The organism is Campylobacter sp. RM9328, from assembly GCF_012978615.1.
Map to the genome: position 1 here is coordinate 24,095 of NZ_LIWF01000005.1, position 17,081 is coordinate 41,175.

The following is a 17,081-nucleotide window of genomic DNA, read 5'->3' on the forward strand; positions in this document are numbered from 1 at the left end:
AAATGATATTAAATCTGCTAAAATGCGCTTTCTCATTTGGTTGCGGGAATAGCTCAGGGGTAGAGCATAACCTTGCCAAGGTTAGGGTCGCGAGTTCGAATCTCGTTTCCCGCTCCATTTTTTTTATATCCACATTTTTTTTACTTTCTTTAACAAGTTTTGCAAAAGAAGTCAGTGTTTATCCGATGTATTGTATCGATCAAGATGAAATTTCACTTTATACATTTGGGTTTGACGGCGAAGATAATGAAATTTTAAATTTAAACGGACAAAGAGCCGCAAAGATAGATACAAAAGAACTTCACGAAATTTTAACGGCAAATTTTAAAACATATAAAGATAAAAGCGGAGGAAGCGTATCCTTTGTTAGAAATTGCACACTTATGGATAATGTATTAATGAGGTTTTTACACGCTCTTAGTGATGAATTTTCAGGGATAAAGATAGAAAGTGTCGATATAAAACCTCAAAGCACATTGCCTGAAAATTTTAATGATTTTCGTCTTGAAAATATCTTTATAAATTCAAAAGATCGTTCAAGCGGAACATTTAGAGCCTCGTTTGAACAACCCGATCTTACCTCAAAAAGCATATTTTTCCAATACTCTTTTAAAGCTAAAATGCCTGTATTTTTGGCTCTTAACTCAATGGATCATAAACATATCTTGGGCCTTCTTGACTATCAAAGTGGGTATGTTGAGTTTAATAAATATCAAAAAGATTATATCTCGTCGTTTCCAAACTCAACTTTGATAACCAGAACAAAGATAAAAGCCGGTGAAATTCTCTCGACAAAACACTTTATAGCAGCTTCTTTAGTAAAAAAAGGAGACAGTGTCAAGGCGGTGCTAAATGAAGGCGGTGTTAGCATCATAATCGAAGTAAAAGCGCTTGAAAATGGAAATTTGGGTGATATTATTAAGATTAGAACAAGGGATAATAAAATTTTATCTGCAGTTGTCTCCTCGTCAAAACAGGTGATGATCCAATGAAAAGCGTAATCATAGCAATAACCGGAGCCAGTGGTGTAAATTTAGGGCTAAAGCTCATAAATGAAGCTAAAAAATATGCCAAAATCCATGCCGTAATTAGTCATGCGGCCAAAAAAACTTTGCTGCTAGAAGAAGGTATCGAAATAAGCAAATTTGAAGATAAGGGTGTTAAATTTTACGATGACGATGATACAGGTGCGGCTATTGCATCGGGCTCGTTTAAGATAGATGCGATGATAGTTGCGCCCTGCTCTATAAATACTTTGGCTAAAATTCATGCCGGGTTTGCCGATACTTTGATAACTAGAGCGGCTGCAGTTAGTCTAAAAGAGCGAAGAAGGCTTGTTTTGGCGGTTAGAGAGATGCCTTTTTCAACCATATCCTTAGAGCATATGTCTAAACTATCACTTTGTGGAGCAGTTATCGCTCCGCCTATCTTAGGATATTATTCAGGAGTTAAGACATTAAAAGACATGGAAAATTTTATAATCGGCAAATGGCTTGATTTGCTTGATATAGAAAATGAAATTTACAAAAGATGGAACTAACCAAAAGCCGTAATTTAGTAATAAAAGTATAAAATATAAAAATTTAAAGGCGGTAAAGTGAAAGCGTGCATATATCCGGGCACTTTTGATCCTATAACCAACGGACACCTTGACGTTATAAGGCGTGCTACTAAAATTTTTGATAAAGTAATAGTCGCGGTAGCTAAAAATGATAGTAAAAAGCCGTTATTTAGCTTTGAAAAACGTGTAAATATGGTAGAAATTTCGATACAAAATTTTAAAAATGTTTGTGTTGAAGGTTTTGATAATTTACTGGTTGATTTTGCTAAGCAAAGAGGCATAAACACAGTGATACGGGGTCTTAGAGCGGTAAGCGACTTTGAATACGAACTGCAAATAGGCTATGCAAACGCTGCGCTTTGGGAGGATTTTGAGACGGTTTATCTTATGCCAAGCCTTAAAAATGCTTTCATCTCAAGCTCGATAGTTCGTTCGGTATTTTTGCACAACGGCGATGTAAGCAAGCTTGTACCAGTTGAAATTTTAGAAATTTTAAAGGCAAAGTGATAATGTATATTTTATTTGAAGGCATAGACGGAGTTGGAAAAAGCACGCAAATAGAGCTTTTATCCGCAAAATACCAAAATCCTATCATCACAAAAGAACCCGGAGGAACGGAGTTTGGTGTGCATGTTAGGGAAATTTTACTCGGCGGTAAATTTAAATTAAGCCCAAGAGCTGAGGCCTTGATGTTTTTGGCTGATAGAGCCGAACATTATGCAAAAGTTGTTGCGCCTAATGCCAATAAAATCGTCATTAGCGATAGAGGATTTATCTCAGGTATAGCTTATGCCTTAGCTAACGAAAACAGCTATGATGCTAAAATTTTACTAGAATTTAACAAATTTGCCCTTAACTCAAATTTGCCGGATAAGGTTGTATTTTTTGAGGCAGATAAGGAGCTTTTAGAGCAAAGGTTGCTTAGTAGAGGCGGATCGGACGCAGTAGAAGCAAGAGGTTTTGAGTATCTTTTGCTTGTTCAGCAAAATATGAAAAATTTACTCTTAGACTTAAATTTAAACACGCTTTATATAGATGCGAGCAAAAGCGTGCAAGAGATAAGTAAAGAGATAGAAGAATTTATACAATTTTAAAATAAACTAAAAGGACAAAAATGATAACAGCACTTCGCGGAATGAAAGACATGCTTCAAGATAGAAGTAAACTATATGAATACATTGTAAAAACCTGTGAAGACGTGGCTAAAAACTACGGTTATACTCAGATAAAAACTCCACATCTTGAAGAGACTGCTCTTTTTAAACGAAGTGTTGGAGAAAGTAGCGATATCGTCGGTAAAGAGATGTATCAGTTTACTGATAAGGGCAACAACGATGTATGCTTACGCCCTGAAGGCACTGCGGGGGTTGTTAGGGCTTATATCGAAGCCAAACTTGACCGTGCAGGTGGCGTTTATAGGTGGTTTTATCATGGCTCTATGTTTAGATACGAAAGACCTCAAAAGGGTCGCTTAAGAGAATTTCACCAGTTTGGCGTGGAGTGTTTTGGTGAGGCTAGCGTTTATGAGGACGCAAGTATTATTTTAATGATAAGTGAAATTTTAAAACGCTTAGATATCAAAGCCACACTTAAAATAAACTCTCTTGGAGATGTTTCTTCTATGGCTAGCTATAAAGAAAAATTAGTCAAATTTTTAGATGCAAATGAGAGTGAAATTTGCAATGATTGTATTAGAAGAAAAGAGCTTAACCCTATAAGAACGCTTGATTGCAAAAATGAAAAATGCCAAGAAATTTATCAAAATGCACCGCTAATGATAGAAAATTTAAGCAAAGAAGCTGCGGATGACTTTGATAAGCTAAAGAAAATTTTAGACGAAAACAACATAGGTTATGAGGTCGATCCAAAGCTTGTGCGAGGGCTTGATTATTACTGCAAGACTGCATTTGAGTTTATTAGCAATGAGATAGGCTCTCAAAGCGCGGTAGCCGGTGGCGGACGATATGATAGGCTTGTGGAGTATCTTGGTGGGAAAGCAAGCTATGGAGTTGGATTTGCCATAGGCATAGAGCGTATAATGGAAATTTTAAGCTCAAGAGATATTAAAAACGAGCGAAACGGAGTTTATATTTGTGCATTAGATGAGCAAAATTTGGACTTTGTATATTCGCTTGGGACTAAAATGCGGGATAAATTTAAAGTAGAGATATCCTATGAAGCCAAAAAACTTCAAAAACATTTGCAAATAGCAGACAATAAAGGCGCTAAAATTTTCCTTTGCATAGGAGAAAATGAACGCGCAAATAGTCAAATTTGGTATAAAAATTTAGACAATAAAACCGAAAAAACTATAAATTTAAATGAGCTTGAAAAGGAACTTGATAATGAATGATTACGGTTTAAATATCTGGGGAAACTCAAATTTTGTCATAGAAAATGGCAAGGTTTGCATAAATTCGGCAGGAAAACCAGCGATAATCGACATTGTAAAAGATATACGCAAAGAGGGCTATAGAGGTCCATTGCTTCTTCGTTTTCCACACCTTATACAAAAGCAGATCGAGCAAATTCATGCAAGCTTTGCTAAGGCAAAAAAGGAATTTGAGTATAAAGGAAATTTTAACGCGGTTTTTCCTCTAAAAGTAAATCAATACCCAGGTTTTGTTAAAAACCTAACACGCCTTGGCAAGCCGTATAACTACGGGCTTGAAGCAGGAAGTAAGGCAGAGCTTCTTTTGACTATGGCATACAACAACGACGGCGCACCAATAACGGTAAACGGATTTAAAGATAAAGAGCTTATAAATATCGGCTTTATCGCGGCTGAAATGGGACACAACATAACTTTAACCATCGAGGGTCTAAATGAGCTTGAAGCGATCATCGCAACCGCAAAGGAGAGATTTGCCCCAAAACCAAACATCGGACTTCGCATACGTCTGCACTCTGCAGGCTCTGGCATATGGGCTAAGAGCGGTGGAATTTATTCTAAATTCGGACTAACTTCAACCGAGCTTATCGAAGCGGTAAATTTGCTTAAAAAAGCGAATTTGCTTGATTGCTTTACTATGATACACTTTCATATCGGCTCGCAAATAAATGAAATTCACCCACTTAAAAAGGCGCTAACCGAGGCAGGCAACATCTATGTTGAGCTAAGAAAAATGGGTGCAACAAACCTAAAAGCCATAAATTTAGGCGGCGGTTTGGCGATTGAGTATTCGCAATTTAAACAAACTATAAGCCGCAACTATACTCTAAACGAATATGCAAACGACGTTGTTTATCTTCTAAAAAATATCGCAAATCAAAAAAATGAATTCGAGCCTGATATTTTTATAGAAAGCGGGCGTTTTGTTTCGGCTTCTCACGCACTTTTGGTGGCTCCTGTGCTTGAACTTTTCAGTCAAGACCATACCGAAGAAAAGCTAAATTTAAAAAAGAAAAATCCACCTTTAATAACCGAACTTTACGATCTTTACGAGACGATAAAGCCTTCAAATGCACTTGAATATCTGCATGATGCGATCCATCATATGGAAAGTGTGCTTACGCTATTTGACCTTGGTTATGTTGATCTTCAAGATCGCTCAAATGCAGAAATTTTAGTCCAGCTGATAAGTAAAAAAGCCGTTATCATGCTCGGCAATAAAAATAGCACCGCAGACCTTGTGCGCATACAAGAGGAGATAAAAGAGCGTTATCTAGTAAATTTCTCGATGTTTCAATCCATGCCCGACTTTTGGGGTTTACAGCAAAACTTCCCTATCATGCCACTAGACAGGCTTGATATACGCCCTACACTTCCTGCTTGTATCTGGGATATAACATGCGATAGCGACGGCGAGATAAGCTACAACGAAGACGGTAACCAGCTCTTCTTGCACGATGTAGATGTTGAAAAAGAGGAGTATTTTTTGGGATTTTTCCTAGTTGGTGCGTATCAAGAAGTTCTTGGGATGAAGCACAACCTCTTTACTCATCCTACGGAAGCAACGATAGAGCTTACGCCTGAAGGCTACACTATAAAAGATGTGATCGAAAGTCAGTCGATACTTGATATCATGGAGGATCTTGACTATGATATTTACGAGATACAAGACACTTTGAACGAAAGGCTTGAAAAGTCAAATTTAATCAACGAAACACAGAAAAAACAAATTTTAGGAGAACTTTATCTGTTTTTAAATGACAATAGTTATCTAAAAACTATTAATTGATTACTTATTGAAACATGAGGTTAAAAAGCGATCTTAAATTTTAAATTTTTGGGTCGCTTCAAAAATTATTTGTTATAAAATTACTTTAAAAAATTTACAAAGGGGAAGTTAAAAATGGTTTTAGCAAAAAGAATGCAAACTCTAAGCGAGTCTTTAACAATAGCGATCAGTTCAAAAGCAAAAGAGATGAAGGCGGCAGGGATTGATGTCATCAGTCTTTCAGCGGGCGAACCTGACTTTGACACACCTGTAACTATAAAAAACAGTGTAAAAGAAGCACTCGATAAAGGCTGCTCAAAATACACCCCGGTTCCTGGAACGGCTGAAGTTTTAAAAGCAATCTCGGCTAAATTTGAAAGAGATAACGGACTAAAATACGAACCTAGTCAGATAATAACAAACGTCGGAGCCAAGCATTCTTTATTTAACGTCTTTCAAGCACTTGTTGATGAGGGCGATGAAGTTATCATACCAAGCCCGTATTGGGTAAGTTACCCGGAGATAGTGAAATTCTGCGGAGGCAAGCCTGTATTTATCGAAACAAACGAAAGCGCTGAATTTAAAATCACCCCTCAACAACTCAAAGACGCTATAACTCCAAAAACAAAAATTTTAAGCCTAAACCACCCTACAAATCCAACAGGATCAGTATATACTCGCGATGAGATAGCAGCTCTTGGAGAGGTGCTAAAGGGCACTGACATCATCATAACAAGCGATGAAATTTATGAAAAATTAGTTTATGACGTAGAATTCGTATCAGTTGCATCTGTTAATCAAGATCTTTTTAATCGCACCGTCACGATAAATGGACTAAGCAAATGCGGCGCAATGCCGGGTTGGAGATTTGGTTACATAGCAAGTCCGATAAACGAGCTAAATGCAGCCATGAAAAAGCTACAAAGCCAAAGTACTAGCAACATAAGCTCTATCGTCCAAGCAGGTGCCATACCTTCACTTTTAGGAAAAACAGACGATGATATAGAACGCATGAGACGCGAGTATCAATCACGTCGCGATATCGCAGTTAAGCTTATAAACGAGATAGATGGGCTTAGCGTAGACTCGCCAAAAGGTGCATTTTATCTATTTGTAAACTGCTCTAAAGTTGAACCAGATAGCATGAAATTTTGTCAAGACATGCTTTTAAAAGCAAATGTAGCCACTGTTCCTGGGGTTGGATTTGGTATGGATGGATATTTTAGGATAAGTTTTGCTACAGATATAGGAAGTATCAAAAAGGCTATCGCTAGGATAGCAGAGTTTGTAAAAACTTACAAATAATCTAAAGACGGAGCTTTCCGTCTTCTTTTTTCCATTTATAAATTTTAGATACAATACCACGATAAAATTTTAAGGCACTTTATAATGGTAAACATAGTCCTAAACGGCAAAGAAATCACTCTTGAAAGCGATATGACAGTAGAGGAATTTTTACTAAAATTTGGATTTGAACTCAAATTTATAGCACTTGAGCGCGACTATGAAATTTTACCAAGAAATATGTGGCAAGAACAGACGATGAGTCTTGGTAAAAAATATGAAGTGGTAGAATTTGTAGGAGGCGGTTAATGAAGCAAATAGTAATAAATGGTGTTAAATTTGAAGTTTTGGCAAGTGATTTGAATGAGTTAAAGTCTGAAATTTTTGATAATAAAAATGGAGAAATTTATAAATTTTTAACTAAATTTAATGCCGATGAGCCTGATATTTTTATCGTTGACGGCTTTGCAACAAAAGAAAATTTAGTGCTAAATGACGGTTCTAACGTAGTGTTTATAAAACGTGGTGTTATGCCTCAAAAAGATATTTTAAAAGCAATGATAGCCGCAAGAAATTCGCCTGAGCTAAATGAGGCTTTATCAAATGCCTGCATCGGAGTAGCCGGACTTGGAGGACTTGGATCAAACATTGCCTTAAGCCTTGCTCGCGTAGGTGTAGCAAAGCTTGTGCTAGCCGACTTTGACGTAGTCGAGCCTAGCAATCTAAACCGACAACAATACTTTGTAAAGCATATCGGCATGAAAAAAACCGAGGCATTAAAAAATTTAATCACCGATGTAAATCCTTTTGTCGAAGTTATAACCCATGATGTGCTTCTTGATAGTTCAAATGTAGCTGAAGTTTTTGCGCCATGTTCTATCGTGTGTGAGGCATTTGATAATGTCGTAGGCAAAGCAATGATAGTAAACGAAGCCGGACTAAGCTTAAAAGATAAGCAGATAATTGGCGCATCAGGCATGGCTGGGCATTATAGCTCAAACCTCATAAAAACTATCAAATTTGCAAAAAACGTTCATATTTGTGGAGATCTTGTAAATGCCGCAAAGCATGGACAAGGACTAATGGCTCCAAGAGTCGCGATATGTGCTAATCACGAAGCAAACCTAGCCATCCGCCTTCTTATGGGTCTTGAAGCAAATTAATAAAGGCAAAATATGCAACAAAACAATACTTTAAAACTTGGAGATAAAGAATTTAGCTCAAGGTTTATTTTAGGCTCTGGCAAATACAGCCATGAGTTAATAACTGCTGCTATAAATGAAGCAAATGCGCAAATCATCACACTAGCGCTTCGCCGTGTAAATGAAAGCAAAGATAGAAATATACTTGATTTTATACCAAAAAATGTCACGCTCCTACCAAATACAAGCGGAGCTAGAAATGCCGAGGAGGCAGTGCGTATAGCTAGACTTTCACGTGAGCTTGGTTGTGGAAATTTTGTAAAGATAGAGATCATAACCGACTCAAAATACCTTTTCCCCGATAACTACGAAACTATAAAAGCGACTGAAATTTTGGCCAAAGAGGGTTTTGTTGTCATGCCTTATATGTATCCCGAGCTAAATTCGGCAAGAGCCATGATAAACAGCGGCGCAGCTTGTGTTATGCCTCTTGGCGCACCTATCGGATCAAATCAAGGCTTGGTTTTTAAAAATATCATTGAAATTTTAATAAACGAGGTAGAAGCTCCGATCATAGTTGATGCCGGTATCGGTCGCCCGTCTCAGGCTTGTGAGGCTATGGAACTTGGAGCAGCGGCAGTCATGGCAAATACCGCGATCGCAACTTCTAAAAACATAACCCTTATGGCAAGAGCGTTTAAAAACGCCATAAATGCCGGTCGTGAGGGCTATCTTGCAGGGCTTGGACGAGTAAAAGATAGCGCTAGTGCAAGCTCTCCATTGACGGGATTTTTAGAATAATGAAATTTAGTCAATTTAAAACCGACCACATGAAGCTTTTGCCGCATATGCAAAACATAGGCGATGAGATAATGAATGCCGTCTTAAAAGAGCGAGAGAGCTATAAGCCTGAAATTTATACCAAAGATGATGTCTTGGCTGCACTTGAGAGTAAAATTTGCACTTTAGAAAATTTAAAAGCGCTTTTAAGTCCTGCGGCGTCTGAATTTTTAGAGCAAATAGCCTTGCTTGCCATGAAAAAAACAAGGGAAAATTTTGGTATAAACGTTAGCGTTTTTACTCCGCTTTACATAGCAAATCACTGTGATAATCTCTGTGTTTATTGCGGATTTAACTCTAAAAACAATATACAAAGAGCTAAGTTAAGCGAGAGTGAGATCGAAGCTGAACTAAAAGAGATAGCAAAAACCGGGCTTGAAGACATCTTGATACTTACCGGCGAAAGCGAGACAAATTCCGATATAAACTACATCGCAAAAGCGTGCAAGATAGCAAAGAGGTATTTTAAGATAGTCGGAGTTGAAGTTTATCCTGTAAATTCGACCGATTACGCCCTACTTCACAAAAGCGGAGTAGACTATGTAACCGTTTTTCAAGAAACTTATAATCCTTCAAAATACGAAAAACTTCACCTTGCAGGAAATAAAAGGATTTTCCCATACAGGCTAAATGCGCAAGAAAGAGCTCTTATGGGAGGCATGAGAGGGGTTGGTTTTGCCGCTCTTTTAGGACTCGACGACTTTAGGTTAGACGCATTTTCTACAGCACTGCATGCTAGTTTGGTGCAGAAAAAATACCCTCATGCAGAGATCGCATTTTCAGTACCTAGACTTCGTCCTATCATAAACAACTCCAAGATCAATCCAAGAGATGTCCGTGAGCGCGAGCTTTTGCAAGTGATATGCGCTTATCGTATCTTTATGCCAAGCGCAAACATAACTATCTCAACTCGTGAGCGCGCTTTGTTTCGCGATAATGCCGTTAAAATCGCCGCAAACAAAATAAGCGCAGGAGTAAATGTCGGTATCGGCGCACACTCGGATAACAAAAAAGGCGATGAGCAGTTTGAGATAGAAGACTCTCGCTCGGTTGATGAAATTTGCGCCATGATAAGAGCTCAAGGACTTGAGCCTTTAATGAGCGAATACATCTATGTCTAAACTTCTTGCAATAAGCTCAATAGCTCTTTGCGAAGGGGATTTTTTAGATAAAATTTCAAATCTCTGCAAAGCCGGTGTAGATGAAATTTTACTTCGTGAAAAAGAACTTAACGAGAATGAATTTCGTTTGCTTGCTTTTAAGGTAGATGAAATTTGTAAGAAATTTAACACAAAACTCGTTATCAATCAATTTTTTAATATCGCGTGCGAGCTTGAGAGATCGTTTTGGATGAGTTCAAAACAACTCGAAACGCTTATAAATTTAAAAACCGATGAGTTTGAGCTTAACGTGCGAAATTTAGCCGAGCATAAAAAGCAAAATTTAAATGCTAAAATTTACGCTCCAGCTCATACTTTTAACGAAGCTCTTAACTCCTCTAAATTTGCAGATATTTTGGTCGCTTCTCATATATTTGCTACAAATTCCAAAGTAGGACTTGAGCCAAAAGGGGTTTGCTTTATTAAAGAACTAAAAGCTAAATTTGATAAAGAAATTTACGCTCTTGGTGGCATAAACGAAACAAACGCCAAAGATATCTTGAACGCCGGAGTGGATGGAATTTGCACCATGAGTTTAGCCATGAGATGTGAGGATGAGTTTAAATTTGTAAGGAATTTTAAACCTCTTTAAGAAAAGTCTATCTCAAAGAGGTTTTTAGTATGGTTTAAATTTGCTCTTTTAAAGCAACGACCCATTTATCTATGCGAGCTTCATACTCTTTATCGCCTTTTGTATCAAGCGCAAGTCCTATAAATTTGCCATTTATAAAAGCCGAAGAGCTATCAAATTTATAGCCGTCAAGTTCACTCTGTCCTATCAAAATAGCATCTTTGATGCAAGGTAAGAAATCAACCACTCCGCTTACAAAGCTATCAGCGTGTCTTTCTTGGTTGCCTACGGCTACTATCGCGACTTTTTTGCCTTTTAAATTTGCCTCTTTTAGTTCGCTTAACTTGTTTTTCCAGTCATCGTGCAGTTCGCCAAAACCATAGCTTGAACTAGCTAGGATCAAAATGTCTTGCTCTTCAAAGACAGCCTTAGTTGCTTCATTTACAGGCAAAACCTTGGCGTTTAGTTTCCCACCAAGATACTCGCATGCTTTTTTAGTATCGCCTTTGCCTGTTGCGTAAAAAATAGCTACTTTACTCATTTTATTCCTTTTGATAAATTTAGAGTATTTTACTCTTTTTTGTATTAAAGTTTAACTAATTCATCACTTCTTTTGCGTATTTTATCCCTAGATCATACGCTTTAGCATTTGCTTCTTGCACCTTTTTTGGCACGTGAGATAGCATACTTGCTTTTACAAGCTTGTTATCCAGGCAACCGCTCATTTGCACCGCAACTCCAAGCGCTACAACGCTTTGAGTGATGACGTTTTCAACTTCGTCTTTAGCGATAGAAATGATAGGAATTTCATAAATTTTCCATTTTTTTAAATCATCTTGGCTTGGTTTTACAAGATTTGGCTCTACGACTATGATACCGCCCTCTTTTACTCCGTCTTTAAAAAGATCATAACTTTTTTGTGCGGTTGCTAGCATAAAGTCTATCTCGCCTTCGTTCGCATAAGGGTATAAAATTTCATTTTCATCAAGGATGATATCAACCTTTGTCGGCCCTCCGCGAACTTGAGAAGTATATGTGGAAGCCTTTACACCATATCCACCGTCTTCTATCTTTGCTGCGGCTAAAATTTCACCAGCCATTATGACACCCTGCCCGCCGACACCGACAAATCTAAGTTGAGTTTTCATACTATCTCCTCAAAATTTATCTTTGTACCGTCTTTGGCGGCTGCGATAACTTTCGCATAGGCTTTTGAATACTCGGTTTTAGTTTCATCTTTATGTAAAACTCCGAGCGGAAAAAGTCCTTTTTGCTCATCTTCGCTCATTTGATCAAATTTGATTTTGTTTACACTTCTTTCTTTGATCCACTCAAGCATTTTTACGGCTTCGCCCATTTTATTTTTACGACCCAAATTTACATGACAGTTTGAAAATACATCAAAAAAACTATATCCGTCGTGCTTAAAGCCTTCAACAAAAAGTTTCGTAAGTCTTTCAGGCTCTATAACGCTTCCTCTTGCAACAAATGTTGCTCCGGCTGCGATGGCTAAATTTGTTGCGTTAAAGCTAGGGTCGATGTTGCCAAGTTGAGCTGTAGCCGTCCAAAATCCTCTTGGAGTAGTCGGGCTTGTTTGAGAATTTGTAAGTCCATAGATAAAGTTGTTTATAAGGATATGGTTAAGTCCGATGTTTCTTCTGCATCCATGTATGGTGTGGTTGCCGCCTATGGCAAGACCGTCTCCATCACCTGTTACAACAATAACATGCTTGTTTGGATTTGCTAGTTTTATACCTGTAGCATAAGCTATGGCGCGACCATGTGTAGTATGAATGGTATTACAATTTACATAGCTTGAAAATCTTCCGCTACAGCCTATGCCCGAAACAACACATACGTCATTCATGTCCCAGCCTAGCTGATCTATCGCCCTAATGACACTTTTTAAAATAACTCCATCCCCACAGCCCCAGCACCAAAGCGTAGGCATTTTATCAGTTCTTAAATAATTATCGTAATTAAATGCCATAGCACTCTCCTATCTTTGCTTCTATCTCACTTGGAGTGAGCGGTCTGCCGTTTGCTTTTAGTAATTTTTGTGTTTCTTTTTTTATGACTTTTTCGATCTCGCCACTGTATTGACCCAAATTTAGCTCGCAAACTAAAATTTTATCAAATTTGTCGGCAATTTCCTTTAATGCGTTTTTAGGCATCGGGAAAAGCGATATAGGTTTAAAAAGCCCTACTTTTAGTCCTTTTTGACGTAAATTTAGTATAGCTTGTTTGGCTGCAAGAGCGACACTTCCGTATGCAATGATACAAATTTGAGCGTCATCTAACATAAATTCTTCGCTTTGTTCTATCTTATCCGTGTGCAAATTTATTTTATTAAACAGCCTGTTTATATTATACTCAACGATATTTCCATCTTCCGTAGGAAAGCCAGTTTCTCCGTGATGAAGACCTGTGATATGATAGCGGTAGCCTTTAAAGAAAGGATTTAGCGTTGCAGGAGCGTCAAATTTAGCGGCATAAGGCTTGTATGAGCTTGGATCTCCTTTAAATTCATCTCTTTTGTAAATTTCAAGTTCGTAAATTTCAGGCAAACTTACCCTTGCCTGCATATGCGCTACCGTTTCGTCAAGAAGCAACATAACTGGTGTCATAAAACGTGCGGCTAGGTTAAACGCGTGGATAGTTTGAGTATAGCACTCAGCCAAACTCGAAGGCGCTAAAACTATCATATTAACATCGCCGTGAGTTGGGTTTTTAGCTTGTAAGACATCGCCTTGTGCCACACGAGTAGGAAGTCCCGTAGAAGGTCCGCCGCGCATAACGTTTACGATAACGATAGGAATTTCAGCTATAAAACCCAAGCCTATCTGCTCTGCTTTTAGAGAAATTCCGGGACCTGAGCTTGCTGTCATTGCTTTTGCACCGCTCATAGCCGCTCCAAGAGCCACAGATATACCCGCTATCTCATCTTCCATTTGTATAAATGTTCCGCCATTTTGCGGCAACAAAAGACTTAGTTCGTGTGCTATCTCACTGCTTGGGGTTATGGGATATCCGCCAAAAAAGTTACAACCGCACTCTATGGCAGCCATAGCTACGAGCGAATTTCCCGTTGATACTATCTCTCTCATCTACGCCTCCAGCTTTTGAAATTTATTTTCTTTTACCAAAAGTGCTCTTTCTTTGCTTTCTGGCGTAAGCTTGGCAAATTTATATCCTTTATCGGCAACATAAATCGCAAAATCAGGACAATGTAACTCACAGTCGCGACAACCTATACAAGACTCAGGATGAACTACTTCGATTATCTTACCAAGCACTGCAGAGATTTCTATACACATACCAAGAACTCCCGCGGGACAGTTGCTCACGCAGATATCGCAAGCCTTACACCTGCTTTCATCAACCCAAACGGGCACATCATCTCTTATGATCATAAAATTTTCCTTCATTATATATTTGTTTTAATTTTTCACCTATTTTGGCAGGATTTGTAACCGTATAAGCACCGACACTTTCAAGTATCTCAAATTTGGCTCTTGCGCTTGCGTTCTTTGAATTTATAATGGCTCCAGCATGTCCCATTTTACGCCCTTGCGGTGCACTGGCTCCTGCTATGAATGCAACAACCGGCTTTTTTAAATTTCTTATGATGTCTGCCGCGTTGCTCTCAAGTTCGCCACCGATCTCGCCTATCATAACGATAGCTTTTGTATCCTCGTCTTTGTCAAACTCTAGTAAGATTTCATCATAAGCCATACCGATAACAGCGTCTCCACCTATGCCAATCGCACTTGATATGCCAAAACCTTGGGCTTTTATCTGATTTGCGGCTTCATATGTTAGAGTGCCTGACTTGGAGATGATCCCGACATTTATCTTGTCTTTTTCAAAGACGCAACTAGGCATTATGCCAAGTTTACACTCGCCTGCGCTTATGATGCCCGGCGAATTTGGTCCGATTATCTTCATACCGCATTTTTTTGCGTAGGTTTTTGCCTCTAGCATATCAAGAACAGGCAGATGTTCTGTTATAACAACGCAAAGCCTTATGCCTGCATTTGCCGCCTCGATGATCGCATCTTTGCAAAAATTCGCAGGAACAAACACCATGCTAACATCAGCGCCAGTAGCCTCTTTTGCCTCTTTTACGGTGTTATAAATTTTAACCCCAAGATGGGTTTGCCCACCTTTAAAAGGGGTAACTCCGGCTAAAATTTGCGTGCCGTAGTCCAAACAGCTTTGAGTATGAAAGCTACCTTCCTTGCCCGTTATGCCTTGGACTATGACTTTTGTGTTTTTGTCTATAAATATACTCATGTCATAAGCTCGTTTCTTTGGCAAGTTTTACGGCTAGCTTTGCACCATCAAGCAAATTTTGACTTGCATGTAGCCCTTTTAAGGCGGACTCTTTTAACATTTGCATGGCTTCTTTTGCATTCGTGCCGTCAAGCCTAACAACCACAGGCACGTCTAGACCTATCTCTTTACATGCTTTTATCACACCAGAAGCGATACGGTCGCATCTTACTATGCCGCCAAAAATATTTACGAAAATCACCTTGACGTTTTTATCTTTTAAAATGAGCCTAAAAGCCTTTGCCACACCGTCACTTGTTGCACTTCCGCCAACGTCTAAAAAATTTGCCGCATCTGCGCCAAGCTCTTTTATGATATCCATAGTTGCCATCGCAAGCCCTGCACCGTTTACAACGCAACCAACACTTCCATTAAATTTTATGTAATTTAACTTTTGCTCTTTGGCTTCGTTTTCGCTTGGATCAGCTTGAGACGGATCACTTAGAGCTAAAATTTCAGGATGTCTAAAAAGAGCACTATCGTCAAAACTTATCTTTGCATCAAGCGCATAAATTTCATCATCTTGCGTTAAAACAAGCGGGTTTATCTCTATTAAATTTGCGTCTTTTTGAATATAAATTTGATATAGTTTTAAAATCGTTTCATGAAGTTTTAACGCTAGTTCTTTATTGATGTCAAGAAATACCACAAGCTCTTGAACGTGAAACAAGCAAAGCCCTATCTGCGGATCTATACTTATATTTTTTATAAGATGTGGACTTATTTGTGCAGCTTCTTCTATACTCATGCCGCCATTTTTTGAAACGATCAGGCTGATGCTCTCGTTGTTTCTATCAAATGTCAAACTTAGATAAATTTCTTGTTTAAATTTAATAGCCTCTTCGATGTAAATTTTTTCAACAAGCATTCCGTCTTTTGAAGTTTGCTTGGTTATAAGGCGAGTGTTTAGCATACTAGCCACCCACTCTAACGCCTCTTGTTTGTCTTTTGTTATCTTCACACCACCGCCAAGTCCACGACCACCTGCATGAATTTGCGCTTTTAGGACAAATTTATCTGTTTGCAAAACATCTAAAGCCTCTTTGGTCTCATTTAAATTTGCAACTAAAATACCGTTTGCGACATTTATGCCATAGTCTTTAAAGATCCGCTTGGCTTGGTATTCGTGAATGTTCATTATAAATTTTCTTTTAAGAAATTTATGTTCTTTCTGATCTCGTCCTGACTTGCGTTTAGCTCATCTAAGTCTTCTTGATCCAAATTTAGCTCTAAAATTTCGCCAACCCCGTTTTTGCTTAGTTTTACCAACCTACCGCAAGAAAGATCATCGTCTAAGATCACACTTGCGCTAACAATCTCGCCTTTTTGATCTTTTATCTCTTCACACATCTTTACAACAGCTGCCGCAGGAGCGTAATACGCCGAAGTTCCGAGTAGTTTTACTATCTTTGCTCCACCTGTTTTTGTCTCGTGTTTTAAGACTTCAAAGTTTTCTTTGTTTAAATTTACATTGATATTTTTATTGGATATGACCATTTTATCATTGTGCGCTCCAACAACTTTTGTTCTAAGCTCACTCATATCTTGTGATAAAATTTGAGCAAGCTCAAAACGACATCTTGCGCCGTCCAGCTCGCCAGCCATACCCAAAACACGACTTTTATCAAAGCCGCTAAACTTACGTGCAACCCAAACCATAACATCAAGCGGGTTTGTAACGACGATTATTATCGCATTTGGAGCAAATTTGGCGATATTTTCGGCGCTTGACTTTACTACTAGAGCGTTTTTAATAAGCAAGTCTTCTCTGCTTTGACCATCTTTTCTAGGGCTACCTGCCGTAACAACAACTATATCGCTGTTTTTAACTAGCTCAAAGTTATCCGCGCCGACGACTTTGGTTTTAGCACCAAACACACAGCTTGCTTGCGTTATGTCGATAGCCTTCGCCTTTGCAACATCATTAAAAATATCAACAAGTGCGATCTCATCACAAACCTCTCTCATGCAAAGAGCGTAAGCTATGCTTGCTCCGACATTTCCTGCTCCGATTATACTTATCTTCAT

At 38.4% G+C, this 17,081-nt stretch carries 20 protein-coding genes and 1 tRNA gene; 13 read left to right on the forward strand and 8 right to left on the reverse strand.

Annotation, left to right across the window (positions count from 1 at the left end; all coding sequences use genetic code 11):
- Positions 1–42 precede the first annotated feature (42 nt).
- From CCAL9328_RS04470 to CCAL9328_RS04530, 13 genes are all read left to right on the forward strand, one after another.
- A tRNA-Gly gene (locus tag CCAL9328_RS04470) sits at positions 43–117 on the forward strand.
- 68 nt (positions 118–185) lie between these two features.
- The gene (flgA, locus tag CCAL9328_RS04475; RefSeq protein ID WP_169935877.1) at positions 186–992 is read left to right on the forward strand and encodes a flagellar basal body P-ring formation chaperone FlgA; all 807 of its coding nucleotides are present in this window, start codon (positions 186–188) and stop codon (positions 990–992) included.
- On the forward strand, positions 989–1,540 hold the full coding sequence (locus CCAL9328_RS04480) for a UbiX family flavin prenyltransferase (protein WP_170000108.1): 552 nt from the start codon (positions 989–991) through the stop codon (positions 1,538–1,540). Before flgA ends, CCAL9328_RS04480 begins: the two co-directional genes overlap by 4 nt.
- 57 nt (positions 1,541–1,597) lie before the next feature.
- Positions 1,598–2,068: a pantetheine-phosphate adenylyltransferase gene (gene coaD / locus CCAL9328_RS04485; protein WP_169935882.1), complete on the forward strand. Its 471-nt coding sequence runs from the start codon at positions 1,598–1,600 to the stop codon at positions 2,066–2,068.
- Positions 2,069–2,070: 2 nt separating this feature from the next.
- Positions 2,071–2,655, forward strand: a complete 585-nt coding sequence (gene tmk, locus CCAL9328_RS04490) for a dTMP kinase (RefSeq protein WP_169935884.1) — start codon at positions 2,071–2,073, stop codon at positions 2,653–2,655.
- Between the two features lie 20 nt (positions 2,656–2,675).
- Complete coding sequence (gene hisS, locus CCAL9328_RS04495; RefSeq protein WP_170000109.1) at positions 2,676–3,914, forward strand: histidine--tRNA ligase; 1,239 nt, start codon at positions 2,676–2,678, stop codon at positions 3,912–3,914.
- Positions 3,907–5,742, forward strand: coding sequence for a biosynthetic arginine decarboxylase (gene speA / locus CCAL9328_RS04500; protein WP_169935889.1), 1,836 nt, complete (start codon positions 3,907–3,909; stop codon positions 5,740–5,742). The genes hisS and speA overlap by 8 nt, the downstream gene beginning before the upstream one ends.
- Positions 5,743–5,856: 114 nt before the next feature.
- Positions 5,857–7,026: a pyridoxal phosphate-dependent aminotransferase gene (locus tag CCAL9328_RS04505; RefSeq protein ID WP_170000110.1), complete on the forward strand. Its 1,170-nt coding sequence runs from the start codon at positions 5,857–5,859 to the stop codon at positions 7,024–7,026.
- A gap of 84 nt (positions 7,027–7,110) precedes the next feature.
- Positions 7,111–7,314, forward strand: coding sequence for a sulfur carrier protein ThiS (gene thiS / locus CCAL9328_RS04510; RefSeq protein ID WP_169971715.1), 204 nt, complete (start codon positions 7,111–7,113; stop codon positions 7,312–7,314).
- Positions 7,314–8,168, forward strand: coding sequence for a sulfur carrier protein ThiS adenylyltransferase ThiF (gene thiF, locus CCAL9328_RS04515; protein WP_170000111.1), 855 nt, complete (start codon positions 7,314–7,316; stop codon positions 8,166–8,168). Before thiS ends, thiF begins: the two co-directional genes overlap by 1 nt.
- A gap of 12 nt (positions 8,169–8,180) precedes the next feature.
- On the forward strand, positions 8,181–8,948 hold the full coding sequence (locus CCAL9328_RS04520; RefSeq protein ID WP_169935897.1) for a thiazole synthase: 768 nt from the start codon (positions 8,181–8,183) through the stop codon (positions 8,946–8,948).
- Positions 8,948–10,108 carry a 2-iminoacetate synthase ThiH gene (gene thiH / locus CCAL9328_RS04525; RefSeq protein WP_170000112.1) on the forward strand — a complete coding sequence of 387 codons (1,161 nt, stop codon included), beginning with the start codon at positions 8,948–8,950 and terminating at the stop codon, positions 10,106–10,108. The genes CCAL9328_RS04520 and thiH overlap by 1 nt, the downstream gene beginning before the upstream one ends.
- Complete coding sequence (locus CCAL9328_RS04530) at positions 10,101–10,739, forward strand: thiamine phosphate synthase (RefSeq protein ID WP_170000113.1); 639 nt, start codon at positions 10,101–10,103, stop codon at positions 10,737–10,739. Before thiH ends, CCAL9328_RS04530 begins: the two co-directional genes overlap by 8 nt.
- Before the next feature lie 34 nt (positions 10,740–10,773).
- Here CCAL9328_RS04530 and CCAL9328_RS04535 read toward each other — a convergent pair whose 3' ends face one another.
- The 8 genes from CCAL9328_RS04535 to CCAL9328_RS04570 are packed head-to-tail and all read right to left on the reverse strand — an operon-like array spanning position 10,774 to position 17,081.
- Entirely contained in the window at positions 10,774–11,259 is a 486-nt protein-coding gene (locus CCAL9328_RS04535; protein ID WP_170000114.1) for a flavodoxin domain-containing protein, read from the reverse strand.
- A gap of 55 nt (positions 11,260–11,314) precedes the next feature.
- A complete protein-coding gene (locus tag CCAL9328_RS04540; RefSeq protein ID WP_170000115.1) occupies positions 11,315–11,866 on the reverse strand; it encodes a 2-oxoglutarate:acceptor oxidoreductase subunit OorC in 552 nt (183 codons plus the stop codon).
- A complete protein-coding gene (locus CCAL9328_RS04545; RefSeq protein ID WP_170000116.1) occupies positions 11,863–12,708 on the reverse strand; it encodes a 2-oxoglutarate ferredoxin oxidoreductase subunit beta in 846 nt (281 codons plus the stop codon). The genes CCAL9328_RS04540 and CCAL9328_RS04545 overlap by 4 nt, the downstream gene beginning before the upstream one ends.
- Complete coding sequence (locus CCAL9328_RS04550; RefSeq protein WP_169971721.1) at positions 12,698–13,825, reverse strand: 2-oxoglutarate synthase subunit alpha; 1,128 nt, start codon at positions 13,823–13,825, stop codon at positions 12,698–12,700. The genes CCAL9328_RS04545 and CCAL9328_RS04550 overlap by 11 nt, the downstream gene beginning before the upstream one ends.
- Positions 13,826–14,131 (reverse strand): 4Fe-4S binding protein, encoded by a 306-nt coding sequence (locus tag CCAL9328_RS04555; RefSeq protein ID WP_170000117.1) that lies wholly within the window; start codon positions 14,129–14,131, stop codon positions 13,826–13,828.
- Positions 14,115–15,014, reverse strand: coding sequence for a succinate--CoA ligase subunit alpha (sucD, locus tag CCAL9328_RS04560; RefSeq protein ID WP_170000168.1), 900 nt, complete (start codon positions 15,012–15,014; stop codon positions 14,115–14,117). Before sucD ends, CCAL9328_RS04555 begins: the two co-directional genes overlap by 17 nt.
- A 1-nt stretch (position 15,015) precedes the next feature.
- Complete coding sequence (sucC, locus tag CCAL9328_RS04565) at positions 15,016–16,191, reverse strand: ADP-forming succinate--CoA ligase subunit beta (protein ID WP_170000118.1); 1,176 nt, start codon at positions 16,189–16,191, stop codon at positions 15,016–15,018.
- Positions 16,191–17,081, reverse strand: a complete 891-nt coding sequence (locus CCAL9328_RS04570; RefSeq protein ID WP_169935915.1) for a lactate/malate family dehydrogenase — start codon at positions 17,079–17,081, stop codon at positions 16,191–16,193. Before CCAL9328_RS04570 ends, sucC begins: the two co-directional genes overlap by 1 nt.

Bases quoted from the DNA above. Each gene is read 5' to 3' on its own strand.
- flgA (WP_169935877.1), top strand. From the start codon at position 186: ATGTATTGTATCGATCAAGATGAAATTTCACTTTATACATTTGGGTTT.
- CCAL9328_RS04480 (WP_170000108.1), top strand. From the start codon at position 989: ATGAAAAGCGTAATCATAGCAATAACCGGAGCCAGTGGTGTAAATTTA.
- tmk (WP_169935884.1), top strand. From the start codon at position 2,071: ATGTATATTTTATTTGAAGGCATAGACGGAGTTGGAAAAAGCACGCAA.
- hisS (WP_170000109.1), top strand. From the start codon at position 2,676: ATGATAACAGCACTTCGCGGAATGAAAGACATGCTTCAAGATAGAAGT.
- speA (WP_169935889.1), top strand. From the start codon at position 3,907: ATGAATGATTACGGTTTAAATATCTGGGGAAACTCAAATTTTGTCATA.
- CCAL9328_RS04505 (WP_170000110.1), top strand. From the start codon at position 5,857: ATGGTTTTAGCAAAAAGAATGCAAACTCTAAGCGAGTCTTTAACAATA.
- thiS (WP_169971715.1), top strand. From the start codon at position 7,111: ATGGTAAACATAGTCCTAAACGGCAAAGAAATCACTCTTGAAAGCGAT.
- thiF (WP_170000111.1), top strand. From the start codon at position 7,314: ATGAAGCAAATAGTAATAAATGGTGTTAAATTTGAAGTTTTGGCAAGT.
- CCAL9328_RS04520 (WP_169935897.1), top strand. From the start codon at position 8,181: ATGCAACAAAACAATACTTTAAAACTTGGAGATAAAGAATTTAGCTCA.
- thiH (WP_170000112.1), top strand. From the start codon at position 8,948: ATGAAATTTAGTCAATTTAAAACCGACCACATGAAGCTTTTGCCGCAT.
- CCAL9328_RS04530 (WP_170000113.1), top strand. From the start codon at position 10,101: ATGTCTAAACTTCTTGCAATAAGCTCAATAGCTCTTTGCGAAGGGGAT.
- CCAL9328_RS04535 (WP_170000114.1), bottom strand. From the start codon at position 11,259: ATGAGTAAAGTAGCTATTTTTTACGCAACAGGCAAAGGCGATACTAAA.
- CCAL9328_RS04540 (WP_170000115.1), bottom strand. From the start codon at position 11,866: ATGAAAACTCAACTTAGATTTGTCGGTGTCGGCGGGCAGGGTGTCATA.
- CCAL9328_RS04545 (WP_170000116.1), bottom strand. From the start codon at position 12,708: ATGGCATTTAATTACGATAATTATTTAAGAACTGATAAAATGCCTACG.
- CCAL9328_RS04550 (WP_169971721.1), bottom strand. From the start codon at position 13,825: ATGAGAGAGATAGTATCAACGGGAAATTCGCTCGTAGCTATGGCTGCC.
- CCAL9328_RS04555 (WP_170000117.1), bottom strand. From the start codon at position 14,131: ATGATCATAAGAGATGATGTGCCCGTTTGGGTTGATGAAAGCAGGTGT.
- sucD (WP_170000168.1), bottom strand. From the start codon at position 15,014: ATGAGTATATTTATAGACAAAAACACAAAAGTCATAGTCCAAGGCATA.
- sucC (WP_170000118.1), bottom strand. From the start codon at position 16,191: ATGAACATTCACGAATACCAAGCCAAGCGGATCTTTAAAGACTATGGC.
- CCAL9328_RS04570 (WP_169935915.1), bottom strand. From the start codon at position 17,081: ATGAAGATAAGTATAATCGGAGCAGGAAATGTCGGAGCAAGCATAGCT.